The sequence below is a fragment of the Simplicispira lacusdiani genome (assembly GCF_003604195.1).
Classification (GTDB): domain Bacteria; phylum Pseudomonadota; class Gammaproteobacteria; order Burkholderiales; family Burkholderiaceae_C; genus Simplicispira; species Simplicispira lacusdiani.
Genome location: NZ_QXGR01000008.1, coordinates 1 through 15000 on the forward strand (window position 1 = coordinate 1; position 15000 = coordinate 15000).

At 69.8% G+C, this 15000-nt stretch carries 14 protein-coding genes; 9 read left to right on the forward strand and 5 right to left on the reverse strand.

The features are described from left to right. The coding region (locus D8S75_RS12135; protein ID WP_232829036.1) for a FlhC family transcriptional regulator at positions 1-282 on the forward strand (282 nt) is incomplete at its 5' end. 121 nt (positions 283-403) lie between these two features. Here D8S75_RS12135 and D8S75_RS12140 read toward each other — a convergent pair. Together D8S75_RS12140 and D8S75_RS12145 are read right to left on the reverse strand one after the other, a co-directional pair. Beyond that, complete coding sequence (locus D8S75_RS12140) at positions 404-958, reverse strand: FlgO family outer membrane protein (RefSeq protein ID WP_119966617.1); 555 nt, start codon at positions 956-958, stop codon at positions 404-406. Beyond that, positions 955-1677: a hypothetical protein gene (locus D8S75_RS12145; protein WP_119966783.1), complete on the reverse strand. Its 723-nt coding sequence runs from the start codon at positions 1675-1677 to the stop codon at positions 955-957. The genes D8S75_RS12140 and D8S75_RS12145 overlap by 4 nt, the downstream gene beginning before the upstream one ends. A 136-nt stretch (positions 1678-1813) precedes the next feature. On the opposite strand from D8S75_RS12145, the gene D8S75_RS12150 reads away from it, so the two are divergent. Beyond that, the gene (locus D8S75_RS12150; RefSeq protein WP_157982643.1) at positions 1814-3016 is read left to right on the forward strand and encodes a spherulation-specific family 4 protein; all 1203 of its coding nucleotides are present in this window, start codon (positions 1814-1816) and stop codon (positions 3014-3016) included. Positions 3017-3082: 66 nt separating this feature from the next. Here D8S75_RS12150 and D8S75_RS12155 read toward each other — a convergent pair whose 3' ends face one another. Together D8S75_RS12155 and D8S75_RS17475 are read right to left on the reverse strand one after the other, a co-directional pair. Then, entirely contained in the window at positions 3083-4267 is a 1185-nt protein-coding gene (locus tag D8S75_RS12155) for a radical SAM/SPASM domain-containing protein (RefSeq protein ID WP_119966619.1), read from the reverse strand. 144 nt (positions 4268-4411) lie between these two features. Then, the gene (locus tag D8S75_RS17475) at positions 4412-4552 is read right to left on the reverse strand and encodes a hypothetical protein (RefSeq protein WP_157982644.1); all 141 of its coding nucleotides are present in this window, start codon (positions 4550-4552) and stop codon (positions 4412-4414) included. A 159-nt stretch (positions 4553-4711) separates the two neighbouring features. Between D8S75_RS17475 and D8S75_RS17870 the strand changes: the two genes are divergently transcribed. After that, positions 4712-6349 carry a methyl-accepting chemotaxis protein gene (locus D8S75_RS17870; protein WP_269813999.1) on the forward strand — a complete coding sequence of 546 codons (1638 nt, stop codon included), beginning with the start codon at positions 4712-4714 and terminating at the stop codon, positions 6347-6349. A 99-nt stretch (positions 6350-6448) separates the two neighbouring features. Here the strand turns inward: D8S75_RS17870 and ppc are convergent, their stop codons facing one another. Beyond that, on the reverse strand, positions 6449-9301 hold the full coding sequence (gene ppc, locus D8S75_RS12165; RefSeq protein ID WP_119966620.1) for a phosphoenolpyruvate carboxylase: 2853 nt from the start codon (positions 9299-9301) through the stop codon (positions 6449-6451). A gap of 28 nt (positions 9302-9329) precedes the next feature. Between ppc and hemC the strand changes: the two genes are divergently transcribed. From hemC to D8S75_RS12195, 6 genes are all read left to right on the forward strand, one after another. Further along, positions 9330-10256: a hydroxymethylbilane synthase gene (gene hemC, locus D8S75_RS12170; RefSeq protein WP_119966621.1), complete on the forward strand. Its 927-nt coding sequence runs from the start codon at positions 9330-9332 to the stop codon at positions 10254-10256. Position 10257: 1 nt separating this feature from the next. Further along, positions 10258-11043, forward strand: coding sequence for a uroporphyrinogen-III synthase (locus D8S75_RS12175; RefSeq protein WP_119966784.1), 786 nt, complete (start codon positions 10258-10260; stop codon positions 11041-11043). Then, complete coding sequence (locus D8S75_RS12180; protein WP_119966622.1) at positions 11040-12116, forward strand: uroporphyrinogen-III C-methyltransferase; 1077 nt, start codon at positions 11040-11042, stop codon at positions 12114-12116. The genes D8S75_RS12175 and D8S75_RS12180 overlap by 4 nt, the downstream gene beginning before the upstream one ends. Positions 12117-12287: 171 nt before the next feature. Next, complete coding sequence (locus D8S75_RS12185; RefSeq protein WP_119966623.1) at positions 12288-13556, forward strand: heme biosynthesis HemY N-terminal domain-containing protein; 1269 nt, start codon at positions 12288-12290, stop codon at positions 13554-13556. A 193-nt stretch (positions 13557-13749) separates the two neighbouring features. Next, positions 13750-14319 (forward strand): cytochrome b, encoded by a 570-nt coding sequence (locus tag D8S75_RS12190; RefSeq protein ID WP_119966624.1) that lies wholly within the window; start codon positions 13750-13752, stop codon positions 14317-14319. Positions 14320-14363: 44 nt separating this feature from the next. Then, positions 14364-14945 carry a YceI family protein gene (locus tag D8S75_RS12195; protein WP_119966625.1) on the forward strand — a complete coding sequence of 194 codons (582 nt, stop codon included), beginning with the start codon at positions 14364-14366 and terminating at the stop codon, positions 14943-14945. The last annotated feature ends 55 nt before the right edge of the window (positions 14946-15000 follow it).

A 15000-nucleotide genomic window follows, 5' to 3' on the forward strand; every position in this document is an offset into this window, starting at 1 on the left:
AAGGGCGTGGACCTGGACGCGGTGGAGCTGCTGACCAAGGCCTACCGCCTGTACAACGAGCAGGTGCAGACCGCCGGTATCGAGCCCCTGCTGTCGTTCACGCGCGCCTGGCGCCTGGTGAAGTTCGTCGATGCGGGCATGCTGACCCGCACCAAGTGCAGCCAGTGCGGCGGCCAGTTCGTCACCGAGCTGTACGAGAACCGCCACTACACCTGCGGCCTGTGCAACCCGCCGGCGCGCGCGGGCAAGAGCAAGGCGGCTGGTTCGCTGATGCTGCATTGAAGAGAGGCGCAACACCCTGGGCCGCGCCCGGTGCACATGCCGCGTGCGATGGGTAATTCAATAAAAAACGGCTCTTGCGCTTGTCCATCAAGCGCAAGTAGCTATTTAATCGATAGCAAAATCAGCGCGCCGCGAGCAGGCTGCGCACGTCCTCGTCCAGCGCCACGGCATAGTCGTGCGCCGCCACCACGGCATTGCCCTCGGGCAGCACCAGCTTGAGGCTCACGTACACCTGTCGCGCCGACACCGCGTAGGTGCCCACCAGCACGGCCTGCGCATGGTGGGCCTGGCTCACCTCGCGCAGTTCGCGCGACAGCAGCAGTTCACCCAGCTCGCTGCGCATGGCCACGCTGTCGCGCAGCTTGAGCTCGACCACGCGCATGCCGCGCTGCGTCATGCGCCCGGCGATCTGCTCGGACACGATGCGCCCGAAGCGCGAGGACTCATCCAGCCGGTCCACGTTCACCAGCGTGCCCACCAGCACGGGCTGGCGCGGGTCGAGCGCGGCATCCTGCAGCAGGCGGTCCACGGCGCCATGGCTGGCCTGGACCAGGCTGCCGCGCACCATGCTGCCCAGCGTGGGGCCGTAGTTCTCGCCGTAGTAGTAGCCGGCACAGCCCGTCAGGGCCGTGGCGCCCGCCACGAGCAGCGTGGCCCATGCGGCGCGGCGCATCATGGCGCCACCACCTTCCACTGCTTGACCGGCGCGGGCGGCGGCGGCGGTGGTGGCGGTGGCTGGTAGAGCACGGCATCCTCGCGCTCGATGTAGTACATGTCCGCCGAGCCCGCCAGGTAGCGGTCGCGCGTCTTGAGCGAGGTGGTGATAAGCACCTCGGTGTGCGTGGGTCCGCCCGCCGCGGCGCCCTGGGTGTGCATCTGCATCAAATCCAGGGCCAGGCCCGCGCCCACCCCCAGGGCCGTGGCCACGCCGGGCAGCAGATTGCGGTCGGAGTAGTGCACCTTCCAGTCGCGCCACACGCCCACGCCCGTACCCAGAATGGTCAATGGCAGGGGGATCGGAGGGTTGCTCGGAACCCCCGCTTCGTGCTGCACCACCTGTGTCTGCACCTCCAGCTCCACGTTGGCGGGCCCGGTGGACAACACCACCCCCCGGTCCAGCAACTGCACGCGCAGGAGCTTGAGGAACCCCTGGTTGAAGCTGGAGCCATCCGCCACGGTGACATGGATGGGGTGCTCTCCCGCCGGCCAGGCCGCGATCTTCTCGGCCACGCGCGCGGCCACGTCGCCCGCCAGCACGTCCCAGTGGTGCACGGCGCGCGCCTTTTTCTGCCCGGTGGCGGGGTAGTTGTCGGCGCGCGGCTTGTCCAGCGTGCCGCAGCCCGCCAGCAGTGCCGCCGCCACGATGGCGGCAAGGGGGAAGGTGGTCGTTCGCATGCACACCATGGTAAATGCGGCCACCTGGTCCGATCCGCGCAACAAAACGGTTTTTCCCGGCCAGAATCGGGCTTGCCACCGGCGCGACGGATCGACAATCGACCCCAATTCCCTCACCGTTCACCCTGGAGATCGCATGCGCAGCAGTGCCCGCCCCTACACCCACATCGCCTCGTCCCTGATGGTGCTGAGCGCACTGCTCGCAGGCTGCGGAGGCGCTACCGACAAAGACCCGGCACCCACGCCCACACCCACGCCGCCGGTCACCGTGCCGCCCGGCCCCATCGGCGTCACGTTCACCAGCCCTGTCGCGGCCAACAACGTGCACGACGTCGACGCCTCCGTTCCTCTGCAGATCACGGTCACCGTCAACGGCAACCCCGCAGCCAACGGCACGCCGGTGACACTCACCACGACATCCTCCGCCAGCCTGGCCCCCGTGGCACCCACCACGACCGGTGGAGCCGCCACCTCGACGCTCAAGAGCACCGTCGCCGGACCGCTGGTGGTCAATGCCACCGTCACCAGCACCACCAACACCGCCAACGAGAGCCTCAAGCTCTACATCCGCCCGGCACACCAGCCCCTGGAACTGCTGGTGCCGGCCTACTTCGCCACCGGAACCGACTCGCCCTGGGCCAGCCTCACGGCCGGTGGCGCCAGCTACCCGAACGTGAAGATCACCGCCATCGCCAATCCGAACAGCGGCGTGCTCACCTCGACGACCACGGCCAACGCCGACCTGGTCACGGCCATCACCAATTTCAAGAGCGCCAACCGCAAGGTGATCGGCTATGTGTCCACCCTGTACGGCAATGGCGCGCGCTCGGAGGCCGACGTGAAGGCCACCATCGACAAGTACATCGAGCTTTACCCCGGCCTCGAAGGCTTCTTCATCGATGAAATGGCCTCGGGCAGCAACCGCCTGGCCCATTACGAAGCCATCTACAGCTACATCAAGAGCAAGGGGGCAAGCCTGGTGGTGATCGGCAACCCGGGCATCTTCCCCGACCCGGCCTATGCGGCAGCGGCGGATGTCCTCGTCACGTTCGAGGGCACCGCGGCGGGCTACCAGGTCCTGGACCCGCAGCAGTCGTCCAACACCTGGGTGTACGGCAAGGCCAACACCGCCCAGGCCATGCTGGCCCACAGCGCAGACACCTGCACGGCCATGCAGGACACCGTCAAGTACGCCAACCTGGCGCGCCTGAACACCGGCCTGGTGTTCACCACGGACCAGACCACCAACCGCAGCGCCACCACGCTGCCCAGCTACTGGACCAAGCTGCTGGGCACGGTGGACGCTCTCAACGCCGGCCGCGCCCTGCCGGCATGCTGATGGGAGCGGGCCCAGCCCGGCTCCCGCAAGGGGAAGGCGCGCCGCGCCCTCCCCGTCCGTCGCAGGTCAGGGCATGACCTCGACGTACTCGTACACCTCGCAATCCGTGATCTGCCGGCGCACCGGCAGGCTCAGCTTGCTGAACCAGGCCTGCGGGTCGTGGCGGTCGATCTCGCGGCCCATGAAGCGCAGCAGGTCGCAGATGGGCTCGACCACGTTGGCGCGGTAGCGCAGGTCGTTCTTCACGTAGCCCAGGTACATGTTCTTCATGCAGTTGCCCCGGCACCACGAGTAGGCCTCGCAGCTGCCGCAGGGCATGCTGGGCGCCTGCTGCAGCGGGCTGGGCTTGAGCCAGTTGTCCTGCACGCTGCCCATGAGCATGGTGGGCACATACATCATGTCGGGGCAGGGGTAGATCTGGCCGTTGGGCATGACGTTGATGAGGTGCGAGGACACGCGGCACTGCGTGCGCCCGGCGTACAGCTCCTGCGCGCGGTTCGGCAGCACCTTGTTGCGCACCATGCCCATGAGCGGGATCAGCGGGTAGAGCTTGTCGGTGCTGGCGAAGAAGCGGTCGATGAGCTGCACCAGCACGGCCTTGCGGCGCTCCACCGAATCACCCTCGTACATCTCGTCGGCCACGAACTGCCAGTAGAGGTAGTCGAACGGCGAGTCGTCCTCCACCAGGCCGTCGAGTTCATCGAAGGTGGTGGCCGGGTTGCCCCAGGTGACGCGCGCCGTCACGCTGCCGCCGATCTGGTCGCGCGTCTGGCGAAGGTTCTTGAGCACCTGGCGGTAGATGCCCCGGCCGCGGTAGCCGTCGGTCGTGGCCTCGCCGCCGTCGATGGAGATGAGCACGTTCGAGAGCTTGGCCAGCACCCAGTCGGGCAGGTCGTCGAGCAGCGTGCCGTTGGTCTGCAACTGGAAGCGCCAGTGCGGGAAGCGCTGCATCACCTCGATCATCATGGGCCGGTTGAGCGTGGGCTCGCCGCCGTAGAAAGTGACGTAGACCTCCTTGCCCGCCAGATGCTGCTCGGCGAAGGCCACGAGCTGGTCCATGCTGTATTCAACGTGCACCTGCGAGCCGAGCACATCGCCCACGCCCAGCGAGCAGTAGCTGCACTTGAGGTTGCACTTGAGCGTGGTGAGCAATTGCAGCTCGACGCGGTTGCCCACGATGGGGTCGGCGTTGCAAGCCTCCGCCACGGGGGCGGCGGGGTTGCGGGGATAGAACTGGAGAGGTGTGTCCATGGTGGGGCTTGTCGTTATGGGCAGGGAAAAGTGCCCACGCCGGCCCCAAGCGCCGCCCAACACGGCAGGCCCGGAAGCGGGCGTGCGCGCGGCGGCAGACGCGGGAAAGGCGTGGACAGGGGCGTGGCGCCCCAGGGGGAGAAATCAGCGGGCGAAGGCCGCGGGGGGAGCGTGCTTGGCCAGCGAATTGGCGCCGAAGCGGCGGCGCTGCTGGCCCGCGTGCAGGGACGCCACGCGGGCTTGCTGCGCCGCGCCGAGGTCCGGGGGGAAGGCCATCCACTGCATGCGCGGATTCTCGCACCGCCCACCAAAGAATATCTACCGCCCGCGCCCAAACATTGAGCATCGCTATCTATCTCTCGGCAAAGATTGATCTAGCTCCAATGCCCCAGACGCGGCCTCCCTATATTTGTAAATTCCTGTAATGTGAATTTGAGGCAGCGAATGAAGAACTTTCTGGACCAGCTCTCGATGCGCGTGAAGTTGGGCCTGCTGACCCTGGTCAGCGTCACCGGCATGCTGGTGGTGGCCCTGTTCCTGGTGTACGGCCAATACAACCAGAGCCTGCGCGAGCGACAGACGCAGGTCCAGCATGCGGTGGAGACGGCCAGCGGCGTGCTGGCCTGGGCCCAACAGCAGGAGGCCGAGGGCAAGATGCCGCGCGAGCAGGCCCAGGAACTGGCCAAGGCCACGGTGGCCAAGATGCGCTACGGCAACAACGAATACTTCTGGATCAACGACCTGCAGGGCAACATGCTCATGCACCCCATCAAGCCCGACCTGGTGGGCAAGGGGCCGGACACCGTGCGCGACCCCAACGGTTTCCTCGTCACGCAGGAGGCCGCCAAGGCGGTGCGCAGCAGCGGCAAGGGCTTCCTGAACTACGCCTGGGCCAAGCCCGGCAAGGACAAGGCCGTGGGCAAGATCTCCTACGTGCAGGGCTTCGAGCCCTGGGGCTGGGTGGTGGCCTCGGGCCTCTATATCGACGACCTGCGCGACGACTTCCTCGCCAACGCCGCCAAGGTGGCGGCCGGGGTGGGCGCGGTGCTGCTCATCGTGGGCTGGATCGCTTTCGCCATCTCCTCCACCATCGCGCGCGGCGTGCGCTACACGGTCGAGGTGGTCGACGCCATGGCCCACGGCGACCTCACCGTGCCGATCCACATCCACGGCAAGGACGAGATCGCCGTGCTGCTGCAATCCATGGCGACCATGCAGACGCAGTTCGCATCCGTGGTGACCTCGGTGCGCCGGGATTCCGAGAGCGTGGCCACGGCCAGCGCCCAGATCGCCTCGGGCAACCAGGACCTGAGCAGCCGCACCGAATCCCAGGCCAGCGCGCTGGAGCAGACGGCCTCGTCGATGGAGCAGCTCAGCGCCACCGTCAAACAGAACGCCGAAAGCGCGCGCGAGGCCAACCAGCTCGCCGTGGACGCCTCGTCCGTGGCCACGCAGGGCGGCACCGTGGTGTCGCAGGTGGTGCACACCATGAAGGAGATCAACGAGTCCTCGCGCAGGATCGCCGACATCATCCAGGTGATCGACGGCATCGCCTTCCAGACCAACATCCTCGCGCTCAACGCCGCCGTCGAGGCCGCGCGCGCGGGCGAGCAGGGCCGGGGCTTCGCCGTGGTGGCCTCCGAGGTGCGCTCGCTGGCGGGCCGCTCGGCCGCCGCCGCCCGCGAGATCAAGGACCTGATCAACACCAGCGTGGAGCGCGTGGAGCACGGCTCGGCCCTGGTGGACCAGGCCGGCACGACGATGACCGGCGTGGTCGATGCCATCACCCGCGTGACCAACATCATGGGCGAGATCAGTTCCGCCAGCCACGAGCAGGCCCAGGGCGTGGCCGAGGTCGGCGCGGCCGTCTCGCAGATGGACCAGGTCACCCAGCAGAACGCCGCCCTGGTCGAGGAAATGGCCGCCGCCGCGAGCAGCCTCAATGCCCAGGCGGAAGACCTGGTGGCCCACGTGGCGGTGTTCAAGCTCGCGGGCGCGGCATCCCCCGCGCAGCGCATCGTGCCCCAGCCTGCGCCGCGCCCCCTGGCCGGCCGCCAGCCGGCACTGCTGGCAGCCGGCTGAGGCGGATTCTCAATAAAAATAGCTTCCAGCGCCCATTTAAAGGGCGTTAGAAGCTATTATTTTTATAGCAAAAAGCCCGACCGCACCGGGCAGCCGGCCTCAGCCGGTGTTGCGCAGACCGGCCGCGATGCCGTTGATCGAGATGTGGATACCCGTCTGCACGCGCTCGTCATCCTGGCCCGCGCGCCAGCGGCGCACCAGCTCCACCTGCAGGTGGTGCAGCGGGTCGATGTACGGGAAGCGGTGGCGGATGGAGCGTGCCAGCGCCGTGTTGTGCGCCAGGCGCTGCTTGTCGCCGGTGATGCGCGTGAGCGCCTCGGCCGTGCGGTGCCACTCCTGCTCGATGGCGGTGAACACCTTCTTGCGCAGGCGCGCATCCTGCACCAGCTCGCTGTAGCGCGAGGCCAGCGCCAGATCGCTCTTGGCCAGCACCATGTCCATGTTCGACAGCAGCGTGCTGAAGAACGGCCACTGGCGGTGCATCTTGCGCAGCAGCGCCAGCTGGGCCTTGGCGTCCTTGCCGGGAGCGGCCAGGAAGGCCTCCACCGCCGTGCCGAAGCCATACCAGCCCGGCAGCGTGAGACGGCACTGGCCCCAGCTGAAGCCCCAGGGAATGGCGCGCAGGTCCTCGATCTTCTGGCTCGGCTTGCGCGAGGCCGGGCGCGAGCCGATGTTCAGCTCGGCGATCTCGCGGATCGGCGTGGAGTTGAAGAAGTAGTCGGTGAAGCCCGGGGTCTCGTACACCAGCGCGCGGTAGGCCGCCATGCTGGCCTGCGAGAGCTGGGCCGCCGCGTCCAGAAACACGCCCGTCGCCGGCTTGGTGGGCTGCAGCAGCGTGGCCTCCAGCGTGGCGGCCACCAGGGTCTCCAGGTTGCGCCGGCCGATCTCGGGGTTGGCGTACTTGGAGGCGATGACTTCGCCCTGCTCGGTCAGGCGGATCTGACCGCGCACCGTGCCCGGCGGCTGCGCCAGGATGGCCTGGTAGCTCGGGCCGCCGCCGCGCCCCACCGTGCCGCCCCGGCCATGGAACATGCGCAGACGGATGGGCGTGGCGCCCACGCCGGTGGACAGCTCGTCGAACAGATCCACCAGCGCGATCTCGGCGCGGTACAGCTCCCAGTTGCTGGTGAAGATGCCTCCGTCCTTGTTGCTGTCGGAGTAGCCCAGCATGATGTCCTGCTCGGCGCCCGAGCGGCGCACCAGCGCGGCCACGCCCGGCAGCTGGTAGAAGGCGCGCATGATGGGCGCGGCGTTGCGCAGGTCCTCGATGGTCTCGAACAGCGGCACCACGATCAGGTCGGCCGTGGCCTCGGCGTCCAGGGTGCCGCGCACCAGTCCAGCCTCCTTCTGCAGCAGCAGCACTTCGAGCAGGTCGCTCACCGTTTCCGTGTGGCTGATGATGTAGTGGCGGATGGCATCCTGGCCGTAGCGCTGGCGCATGCGCAGCGCGGCCTCGAAGATGGCCAGTTCGCCGCGCGTGTGCTCGGAATACGCGGCGCCCATGACGCGCAGCGGGCGCGCGTCCTGCAGCAGGCGCAGCAGCGTTTCCCGGCGCGCCTCCTCGGACAGCGCGGCGTAGTCGGGCTCGACGCGCGCCACGGCCAGCAGCTCGGCCACCACGCGCTCATGCTGGTCGGAGCTCTGGCGCAGGTCCACCGTGGCCAGGTGAAAGCCGAACACCTCCACGGCGCGCAGCAACGGGTGCAGGCGCTGGGCGGCCAGCGGCGCGCCGTGGTGCGCCTGGAGCGAAGCCTCGATGGTGCGCAGCTCGGCCAGGAAATCGGCGGCGCTGGCGTAGGGGTTCTGTGGTGCCACCGCGTGGCGCGCGGCCACGCCGCCGCTGAGCTCCTGCAGCGTGGCGGCCAGGCGCGCGTAGATGCCGGTGAGCGCGCGGCGGTAGGGCTCGTCCTGGCGGTGCTCGTTGGTGTCGGGCGAGCTGTTCGCCAGCGCCTGCATCTCGGGCGTGACATCGACCAGCCGCGCCGACAGCGACAGCTCGCCGCCCAGCAGGTGCACCTCGGTCAGGTAGTGGCGCAGCGCCACCTCGCTCTGGCGGCGCAGGGCCTGGGCCAGCGTGCCGGCGCTCACGTTGGGGTTGCCGTCGCGGTCGCCGCCGATCCACTGCCCCATGCGCAGGAAGCTGTGCACCTTCTGCTGGCCCAGCTCGCGCTCCAGGTCGGCGTAGATCTTGGGAATCTCGCGCAGGAAGGTCGCCTCGTAGTAGCTCAGCGCGTTCTCGATCTCGTCGGCCACGGTGAGCTTGCTGTAGCGCAGCAGGCGCGTCTGCCAGAGCTGGGCCACGCGGGCGCGCAGCTGCGCCTCGTTGGCGGCCAGCTCGCGCGGCGTGAGCGCGTCGCGCGCGGCGTTGTAGAGCTGGGCGCGCTCGGCGATGTCGTCGCGCGCGGTCAGCAGCTGGGCAATGTCGCGCTCGGCATCCAGGATGCTCTTGCGCTGCACCTCGGTGGGGTGGGCCGTGAGCACCGGCGCCACGTAGCTGCCGGCCAGCGCCTGCGCCACGGTGCCCGGCGCGATGCCGGCCCAGCGCAGGCGCGAGAGCGCCACCTCGATGCTGCCCTCCTGCGTGTCGCCCGCGCGCTCGCGGATGGTGCGGCGGCGGATGTGGTGCCGGTCCTCGGCCAGGTTGGCCAAATGTGAAAAATAGGTGAACGCGCGGATCACGCTCACCGTCTGGTCGGCGCTCAGGCCCTTGAGCAGCTTCTTCAGCGCCTTGTCGGCCTCGTGGTCGGCGTCGCGCCGGAAGGCCACCGAAAGCTTGCGCACCTGCTCGATCAGCTCGAACGCGGCCACGCCCTCCTGCTCGCGGATCACGTCGCCCAGGATGCGCCCGAGCAGGCGGATGTCCTGGATCAAGGGAAGGTCTTTGTCGGTCTTCTTCGCGGTCACGGGTTGTCTCCTCGCAAGGCAGGCTGCTGCGGCGCCGCATGCTAGCATCCCGTGTTAGATCTTTCCCTGCAAAAGCATGACGACCGAGCGCACCGCCCTTCCCCCCATCACCATCGCCACGCGCGAGAGTCGCCTGGCCCTGTGGCAGGCCGAGCATGTGCAGGCCCTGCTGCGCGCGCGCGGCCACACGGTCAACCTGCTGGGCATGACCACGCTGGGCGACCAGATCCTCGACCGGTCCTTGAGCAAGGTCGGCGGCAAGGGCCTGTTCGTCAAGGAACTCGAAACCGCGCTGGAAGACGGCCGCGCCCACATCGCCGTGCACTCGCTCAAGGACGTGCCCATGGTGCTGCCCGAGGGCTTCGCCCTGGCCTGCGTGATGGAGCGCGAAGACCCGCGCGACGCCTTCGTCTCGCCGCGCTACGCGCGCCTGCAGGACCTGCCCCAGGGCGCCGTGGTTGGCACGTCCAGCCTGCGCCGCCAGGTGCTGCTGCATGCGCTGCGCCCTGACCTGAAGATCGAGCCGCTGCGCGGCAACCTCGACACACGCCTGCGCAAGCTCGACGAGGGCCAGTACGACGCCATCGTGCTCGCGGCCGCCGGCCTCAAGCGCCTGGGCCTGGGCGAGCGCATCCGCACCGAATTCTCGACCGCCGAGATGCTGCCCGCCGCCGGCCAGGGCGCCCTGGGCATCGAGGTGCGCGCCGACCGCCAGGATCTGGTGGACGCGCTGGCGCCCCTGGCCCACATGCCCACCTGGCTCATCGTGACCGCCGAGCGCGCCGTGAGCCGCAGCATGGGCGGTAGCTGCTCCATGCCGCTGGCCGCGCACGCCCGCCTCGAAGGCGGCCAACTGCACATCGACGCCGCCTGGGGCGACCCGGAAAGCCGCATCCCCCTGGTGCGCGCCAGCGCCAGCGGCGCTGCCAGCACGCTGGAACAGGCCGATGCGCTGGGCGTGGCCGTGGCCGCGCAGCTGCGCGCCGGCGGTGCCACCGGTTGAGATGGTCATCGTCACCCGGCCCGAGCGCGAGGGCCTGCAGTGGGTCGCCGCGCTGCAGGCGCGCGGCATCGATGCCCTGGCCCTGCCCCTGATCGCCATCACCCCGCCGGCCGATGCCGGCGCGCTCGACGCAGCGCGCACGGGCGTGGCCAGCTACCACGCCATCATGGTGGTGAGCAGCAACGCCGCGCAGCATTTTTTTGATCAAAAAACGGTTCAAACGCTTGCTGATCAAGCGCCAGCAGCTATCAAAACAAGAGTATGGTCGCCCGGCCCGGGCACGGCCCGCGCGCTGCAGGCGCTGGGCGTTCATGCTGCGCGCATCGACATCCCGGCGCTCGACGCCGCGCAGTTCGACTCCGAATCGCTCTGGGCCGTGGTGCACGGGCAGATCGGCCCCGGCAGCCGCGTGCTGATCGTGCGTGGCACCGAGGCCGGCGCCACCGAACAGGGCACCGGGCGCGACTGGCTGGCCCGGCAGATCCAGGCCGCTGGCGGGCAGGTGGATTTCGTCGTCGCCTACACACGCGGCGCTCCCGGCTGGAACGCAGAGCAACAGGCCCGGGCCCGCGCGGCCGCCGTGGACGGTTCGCTGTGGCTGCTGAGCAGTTCGCAGGCCGTGGACAACCTTTGCGCCGCCCTGCCCGGCCAGGACTGGGGGCAGGCCCGCGCCCTGGCCACGCACCCACGCATCGCCCAGGCCGCGCGCGCGGCGGGCTTCGGCAGCGTGCGCGAGTGCCGGCCCGCGCTCGACGACGTGGCCGCCTCGATAGAATCGGCGGCATGAGTTCCGCGCCACCCACCGACACGACCGCCGAGGCCGCCGTGCCCGCCGCGCCCGCCCGCGCGCAGGAAGGCCGCACGCTGGTCTACGCCGTGGGCGCCGTGGCCGCCGTGTCGCTGGCCGCCAATGCGCTGCTGTGGCAAAAGCTCGGCACCATCCAGGAGACGCTGGCACGCCAGAGCCAGGAGGCCACCACCCAGGCCGTGGAGGCGCGCACCCTCGCGCGCCAGGCCCAGGAACTGGCGAGCGAGACCGGCACGCGCCTGACCGTGCAGGAAACCCGCGTCAACGAAGTGGCGCTGCAGCGCAGCCAGCTCGAAGAGCTGATGCAGAGCCTGTCGCGCTCGCGCGACGAGAACCTGGTGGTGGACATCGAATCCTCGCTGCGCCTGGCGCAGCAGCAGGCCCAGCTCACGGGCAGCCTCGAACCCCTGGTGGCCGCGCTCAAGACGGCGCAGCAGCGCATCGAGCGCGCCGCCCAGCCGCGCCTGGCGCCGGTGCAGCGCGCCATCGGCCGCGACCTCGAACGCATCACCAGCGCCACCGCGGCCGACACCACGGGGCTGCTCTCGCGCCTGGACGACCTGGTGCGCCAGGTGGACGAACTGCCGCTGCAGAACGCTGTGGCCCAGGCCGCCGCCACGCGCCGCATGAATGCCCGCGCCGCGAGCGACGCCCCCCTCTCGGCTCCCGCCGATCTGCCCTGGTGGCAGGCCACGCTGCAGCGCGGCTGGGAAGTGGTGCGCGACGAGGCGCGGGGCCTGGTGCGCGTCAGCCGCATCGACCAGCCCGACGCCATCCTCGTCGCGCCCGACCAGGCCTTCTTCCTGCGCGAGAACCTCAAGCTCAAGCTGCTCAACGCGCGCCTGGCCCTGCTGGCGCGCCAGATCGACTCGGCCCGCGCCGACCTGGCCGCCGCCAGCGCGGCGGTCAACAAGTATTTCGACCCGGCCTCGCGGCGCACGCAGAGTGCGGCCACGGCGCTGCAGCAGGCCCAGGCGCACATGAAGGCGATCGAATTGCCGCGCCTGGACGAAACCCTGGCCGCCCTGTCCACGGCCGCCGCCGGCAGATGATGAATCACCCCCCTGTGCGGCTGCGCCGCTTCCCCCCGCTCTCGCAGCGCCGTGCGCTGCGGGCAGGAGGACGCCACCCGTGCTGCGGGGCGGCCCTTGCACGGTGGCCGCTGGCCTGGGCCGTGCGGTTCCATGCTTTGCGGGTGGCGCGCGGCGCCATGGATCACTGATATGCGCGCGGCACTCTGGCTCCTGGCCCTGTTTGGCGTGGCGGTTGCGGCCGCGCTGTTCGCCGGCAACAACCAGGGCACGGTCACGCTGTTCTGGCCGCCCTACCGGGTCGATCTCTCGCTCAACATGGTGGTGCTGGCGCTGGCCCTGGGCTTCGCCACGCTCTACGCCGCGCTGCGTGCCCTGGCGGCCCTGCTGGAACTGCCCCACGAGGCGCGCCGCTGGCGCCTGCAGCAGAAGGAGCGCGCCATGCACGCGGCGCTGCTCGACGCCCTCACGCAACTGCTGGCCGGGCGCTTCCTGCGCTCGCGCAAGGCCGCCATGGCCGCGCTGGAACAGGAAAAGGCCCTGGCCGACGCCCGCGCCCCGGCACCGCACGGCGCGCAGCTGCGCGCGCTGGCGCACATGGTGGCCGCCGAAACCTCGCACGCGCTGCAGGACCGTGCGCACCGCGAAGCCCATCTGCAGCAGGCGCTGGACGCCACCGCATCGCGCCACGCCCAGGAGCTGCGCGAAGGCGCGCAGATGCGCGCGGCCCGCTGGTCGCTCGACGACCGCGAGGCCGACGCCGCCCTGGAGCGCCTGGCCAGCCTGCCCCAGGGCGCCGCGCGGCGCACGCTGGCGCTGCGCATCCGGCTCAAGGCCACGCGCCTGGCACGCCGCACGCGCGAGGCGCTCGACACCGCGCGGCTGCTGGGCAAGCACCGCGCCTTCTCGGCCGACGCGGCGCAGAGCATCGTGCGCGGGCTGGCCATCGAGCTCATCAACCAGGCCCACGACCCCTCCCAACTGCAGGCCATCTGGCTGTCGTTCGAGCCCTCCGACCGCGCCATGCCCGAGCTGGCCATCCATGCCGCCCAGCGGCTGGCCCGCCTGGACGGCGACGCCCAGCAGGTCCGCCAGTGGCTGCAGCCCGTGTGGCAGCAAATGGTGGACCAGCCCGACGCGCTGGCCGACCAGCACGCGCTGCGCCTGATCAACGCGCTGGAGGCGGGCCTTAACGACATCGACGCCGCCTGGCTGGCGCGCATCGAGTCCGCGCAACAGGCCAATCCGCGCGATCCGCGCCTGCAATACCTCGCCGGCATGGCCTGCCTGCAGCGCCAGCTCTGGGGCAAGGCCCAGCAACTGCTCGCGCAGGCCGCGCCGCAGCTGCGCGACACCCCCCTGCGCCGCAGCGCCTGGCAGCACCTGGCGGAACTGGCCGAGCAGCGCGGCGACGCGCAGGCCGCCGCCCAGGCCTGGAAGAACGCCGCCCAGGCCCTCTGAGCGCCTGGGCCGGCCACTGCACGGCCGCCGCGCCCTGCCGGCACCGGCCCGGACGGAACTCCGTCCATTCAAATGATTCGTATGAAGGCGTCAATTGCGTTGAAACCGCAAGAAGGCCGCGCTTCCTACACTTTCCCCATGCCACGGCCCACCGGCCATGGAACCTCCTTCCCCTCCGCCTGCTCACAACGCCATGACAAGCTCTTCCCTTGCCGCCGCTCCGGCCCGCTACAGCACCACCGCCATCGTGCTGCACTGGCTGCTGGGCCTGGCGCTGATCGGCCTGTTCGGCCTCGGCGTGTACATGACCGACCTGCCGCTCTCGCCCACGCGCATGAAGCTCTACAACTGGCACAAGTGGGCCGGCGTGGCCCTGCTGGCGCTGTCGCTGGTGCGCCTGCTGTGGCGCCTCACGCACCGCCCACCCGCGCTGCCCGCCGCGATGGAACAGGCCATGCCCGGCTGGCAGAAGCTGGCCCACCATGGCACGCACCTGGCCCTGTACCTGCTGTTCTTCGCGGTGCCGCTGTCGGGCTGGGCCTACAGCTCGGCGGCGGGCTTTCCCGTGGTGTTCCTGGGCCGCTTCCCGCTGCCCGATTTCGTGCCCGTGAGCGAGACGCTGGCCGACCTCTTCAAGTTCGGCCATGCCACCCTGGCCTTCACCCTGGCGGGCCTGGTGCTGGTGCACGTGGCCGCCGCGCTCAAGCACCAGTGGGTGGACAACGACGGCCTGCTCCAGCGCATGCTGCCCGGCCGCCACTGAACCCGCGCCCCTTCCTTTTTCCGAACCGCACAGGACTTCCTTCCATGCACAAGACCTCTTTCCTCTCCAGCCTGGCCCTGGCCCTGGCCAGCGGCCTGCTGCTGGCGGCGGTGCCCGCCCAGGCGCAGCAGCAGCTGGTGCCCGCGCAGAGCAGCATCGAATTCGCCGCCAAGCAGATGGGCGTGCCCATGCAGGGCCAGTTCAAGAAGTTCGACGCCCAGGTCACCTTCGACCCCGCCAAGCTGGCCACCAGCCGCATCCGCTTCACGGTGGACACCGGCAGCGCCACCATGGGCTCCCGCGAGACCGACACCGAACTGCCCAAGCCCGCCTGGTTCAACGTGCCCAAGTTCCCGCAGGCCACGTTCGAGTCGTCCAGCATCAAGGCCCTGGGCGGCGGCAAGTTCGACGTGGCGGGCAAGCTCACCATCAAGGGCGCCGCCGTGGACGTGACGGTGCCCGTCACGCTCTCCCAGTCGGGCGCCACCACCACGGCCACCGGCAGCCTGCCGATCAAGCGCCTGGCCTTCAAGATCGGCGACGGCGAATGGGCCGACACCTCCATGGTGGCCGACGAGGTGCAGGTGAAGTTCAAGCTCGCGCTGACCGGCGTGGGCAAGCTCTGACGCCCCGCGCACCACAGCGTTTCTCTCCCGCGTTCCCTTTTCTCTTCGTTCTTTC

Excerpts from the sequence above, each read along its gene's own strand:
- D8S75_RS12140 (WP_119966617.1), bottom strand. The coding sequence starts at position 958 with ATGATGCGCCGCGCCGCATGGGCCACGCTGCTCGTGGCGGGCGCCACG.
- D8S75_RS12145 (WP_119966783.1), bottom strand. The coding sequence starts at position 1,677 with ATGCGAACGACCACCTTCCCCCTTGCCGCCATCGTGGCGGCGGCACTG.
- D8S75_RS12150 (WP_157982643.1), top strand. The coding sequence starts at position 1,814 with ATGCGCAGCAGTGCCCGCCCCTACACCCACATCGCCTCGTCCCTGATG.
- D8S75_RS12155 (WP_119966619.1), bottom strand. The coding sequence starts at position 4,267 with ATGGACACACCTCTCCAGTTCTATCCCCGCAACCCCGCCGCCCCCGTG.
- D8S75_RS17475 (WP_157982644.1), bottom strand. The coding sequence starts at position 4,552 with ATGCAGTGGATGGCCTTCCCCCCGGACCTCGGCGCGGCGCAGCAAGCC.
- D8S75_RS17870 (WP_269813999.1), top strand. The coding sequence starts at position 4,712 with ATGAAGAACTTTCTGGACCAGCTCTCGATGCGCGTGAAGTTGGGCCTG.
- ppc (WP_119966620.1), bottom strand. The coding sequence starts at position 9,301 with ATGCTAGCATGCGGCGCCGCAGCAGCCTGCCTTGCGAGGAGACAACCC.
- hemC (WP_119966621.1), top strand. The coding sequence starts at position 9,330 with ATGACGACCGAGCGCACCGCCCTTCCCCCCATCACCATCGCCACGCGC.
- D8S75_RS12175 (WP_119966784.1), top strand. The coding sequence starts at position 10,258 with ATGGTCATCGTCACCCGGCCCGAGCGCGAGGGCCTGCAGTGGGTCGCC.
- D8S75_RS12180 (WP_119966622.1), top strand. The coding sequence starts at position 11,040 with ATGAGTTCCGCGCCACCCACCGACACGACCGCCGAGGCCGCCGTGCCC.
- D8S75_RS12185 (WP_119966623.1), top strand. The coding sequence starts at position 12,288 with ATGCGCGCGGCACTCTGGCTCCTGGCCCTGTTTGGCGTGGCGGTTGCG.
- D8S75_RS12190 (WP_119966624.1), top strand. The coding sequence starts at position 13,750 with ATGACAAGCTCTTCCCTTGCCGCCGCTCCGGCCCGCTACAGCACCACC.
- D8S75_RS12195 (WP_119966625.1), top strand. The coding sequence starts at position 14,364 with ATGCACAAGACCTCTTTCCTCTCCAGCCTGGCCCTGGCCCTGGCCAGC.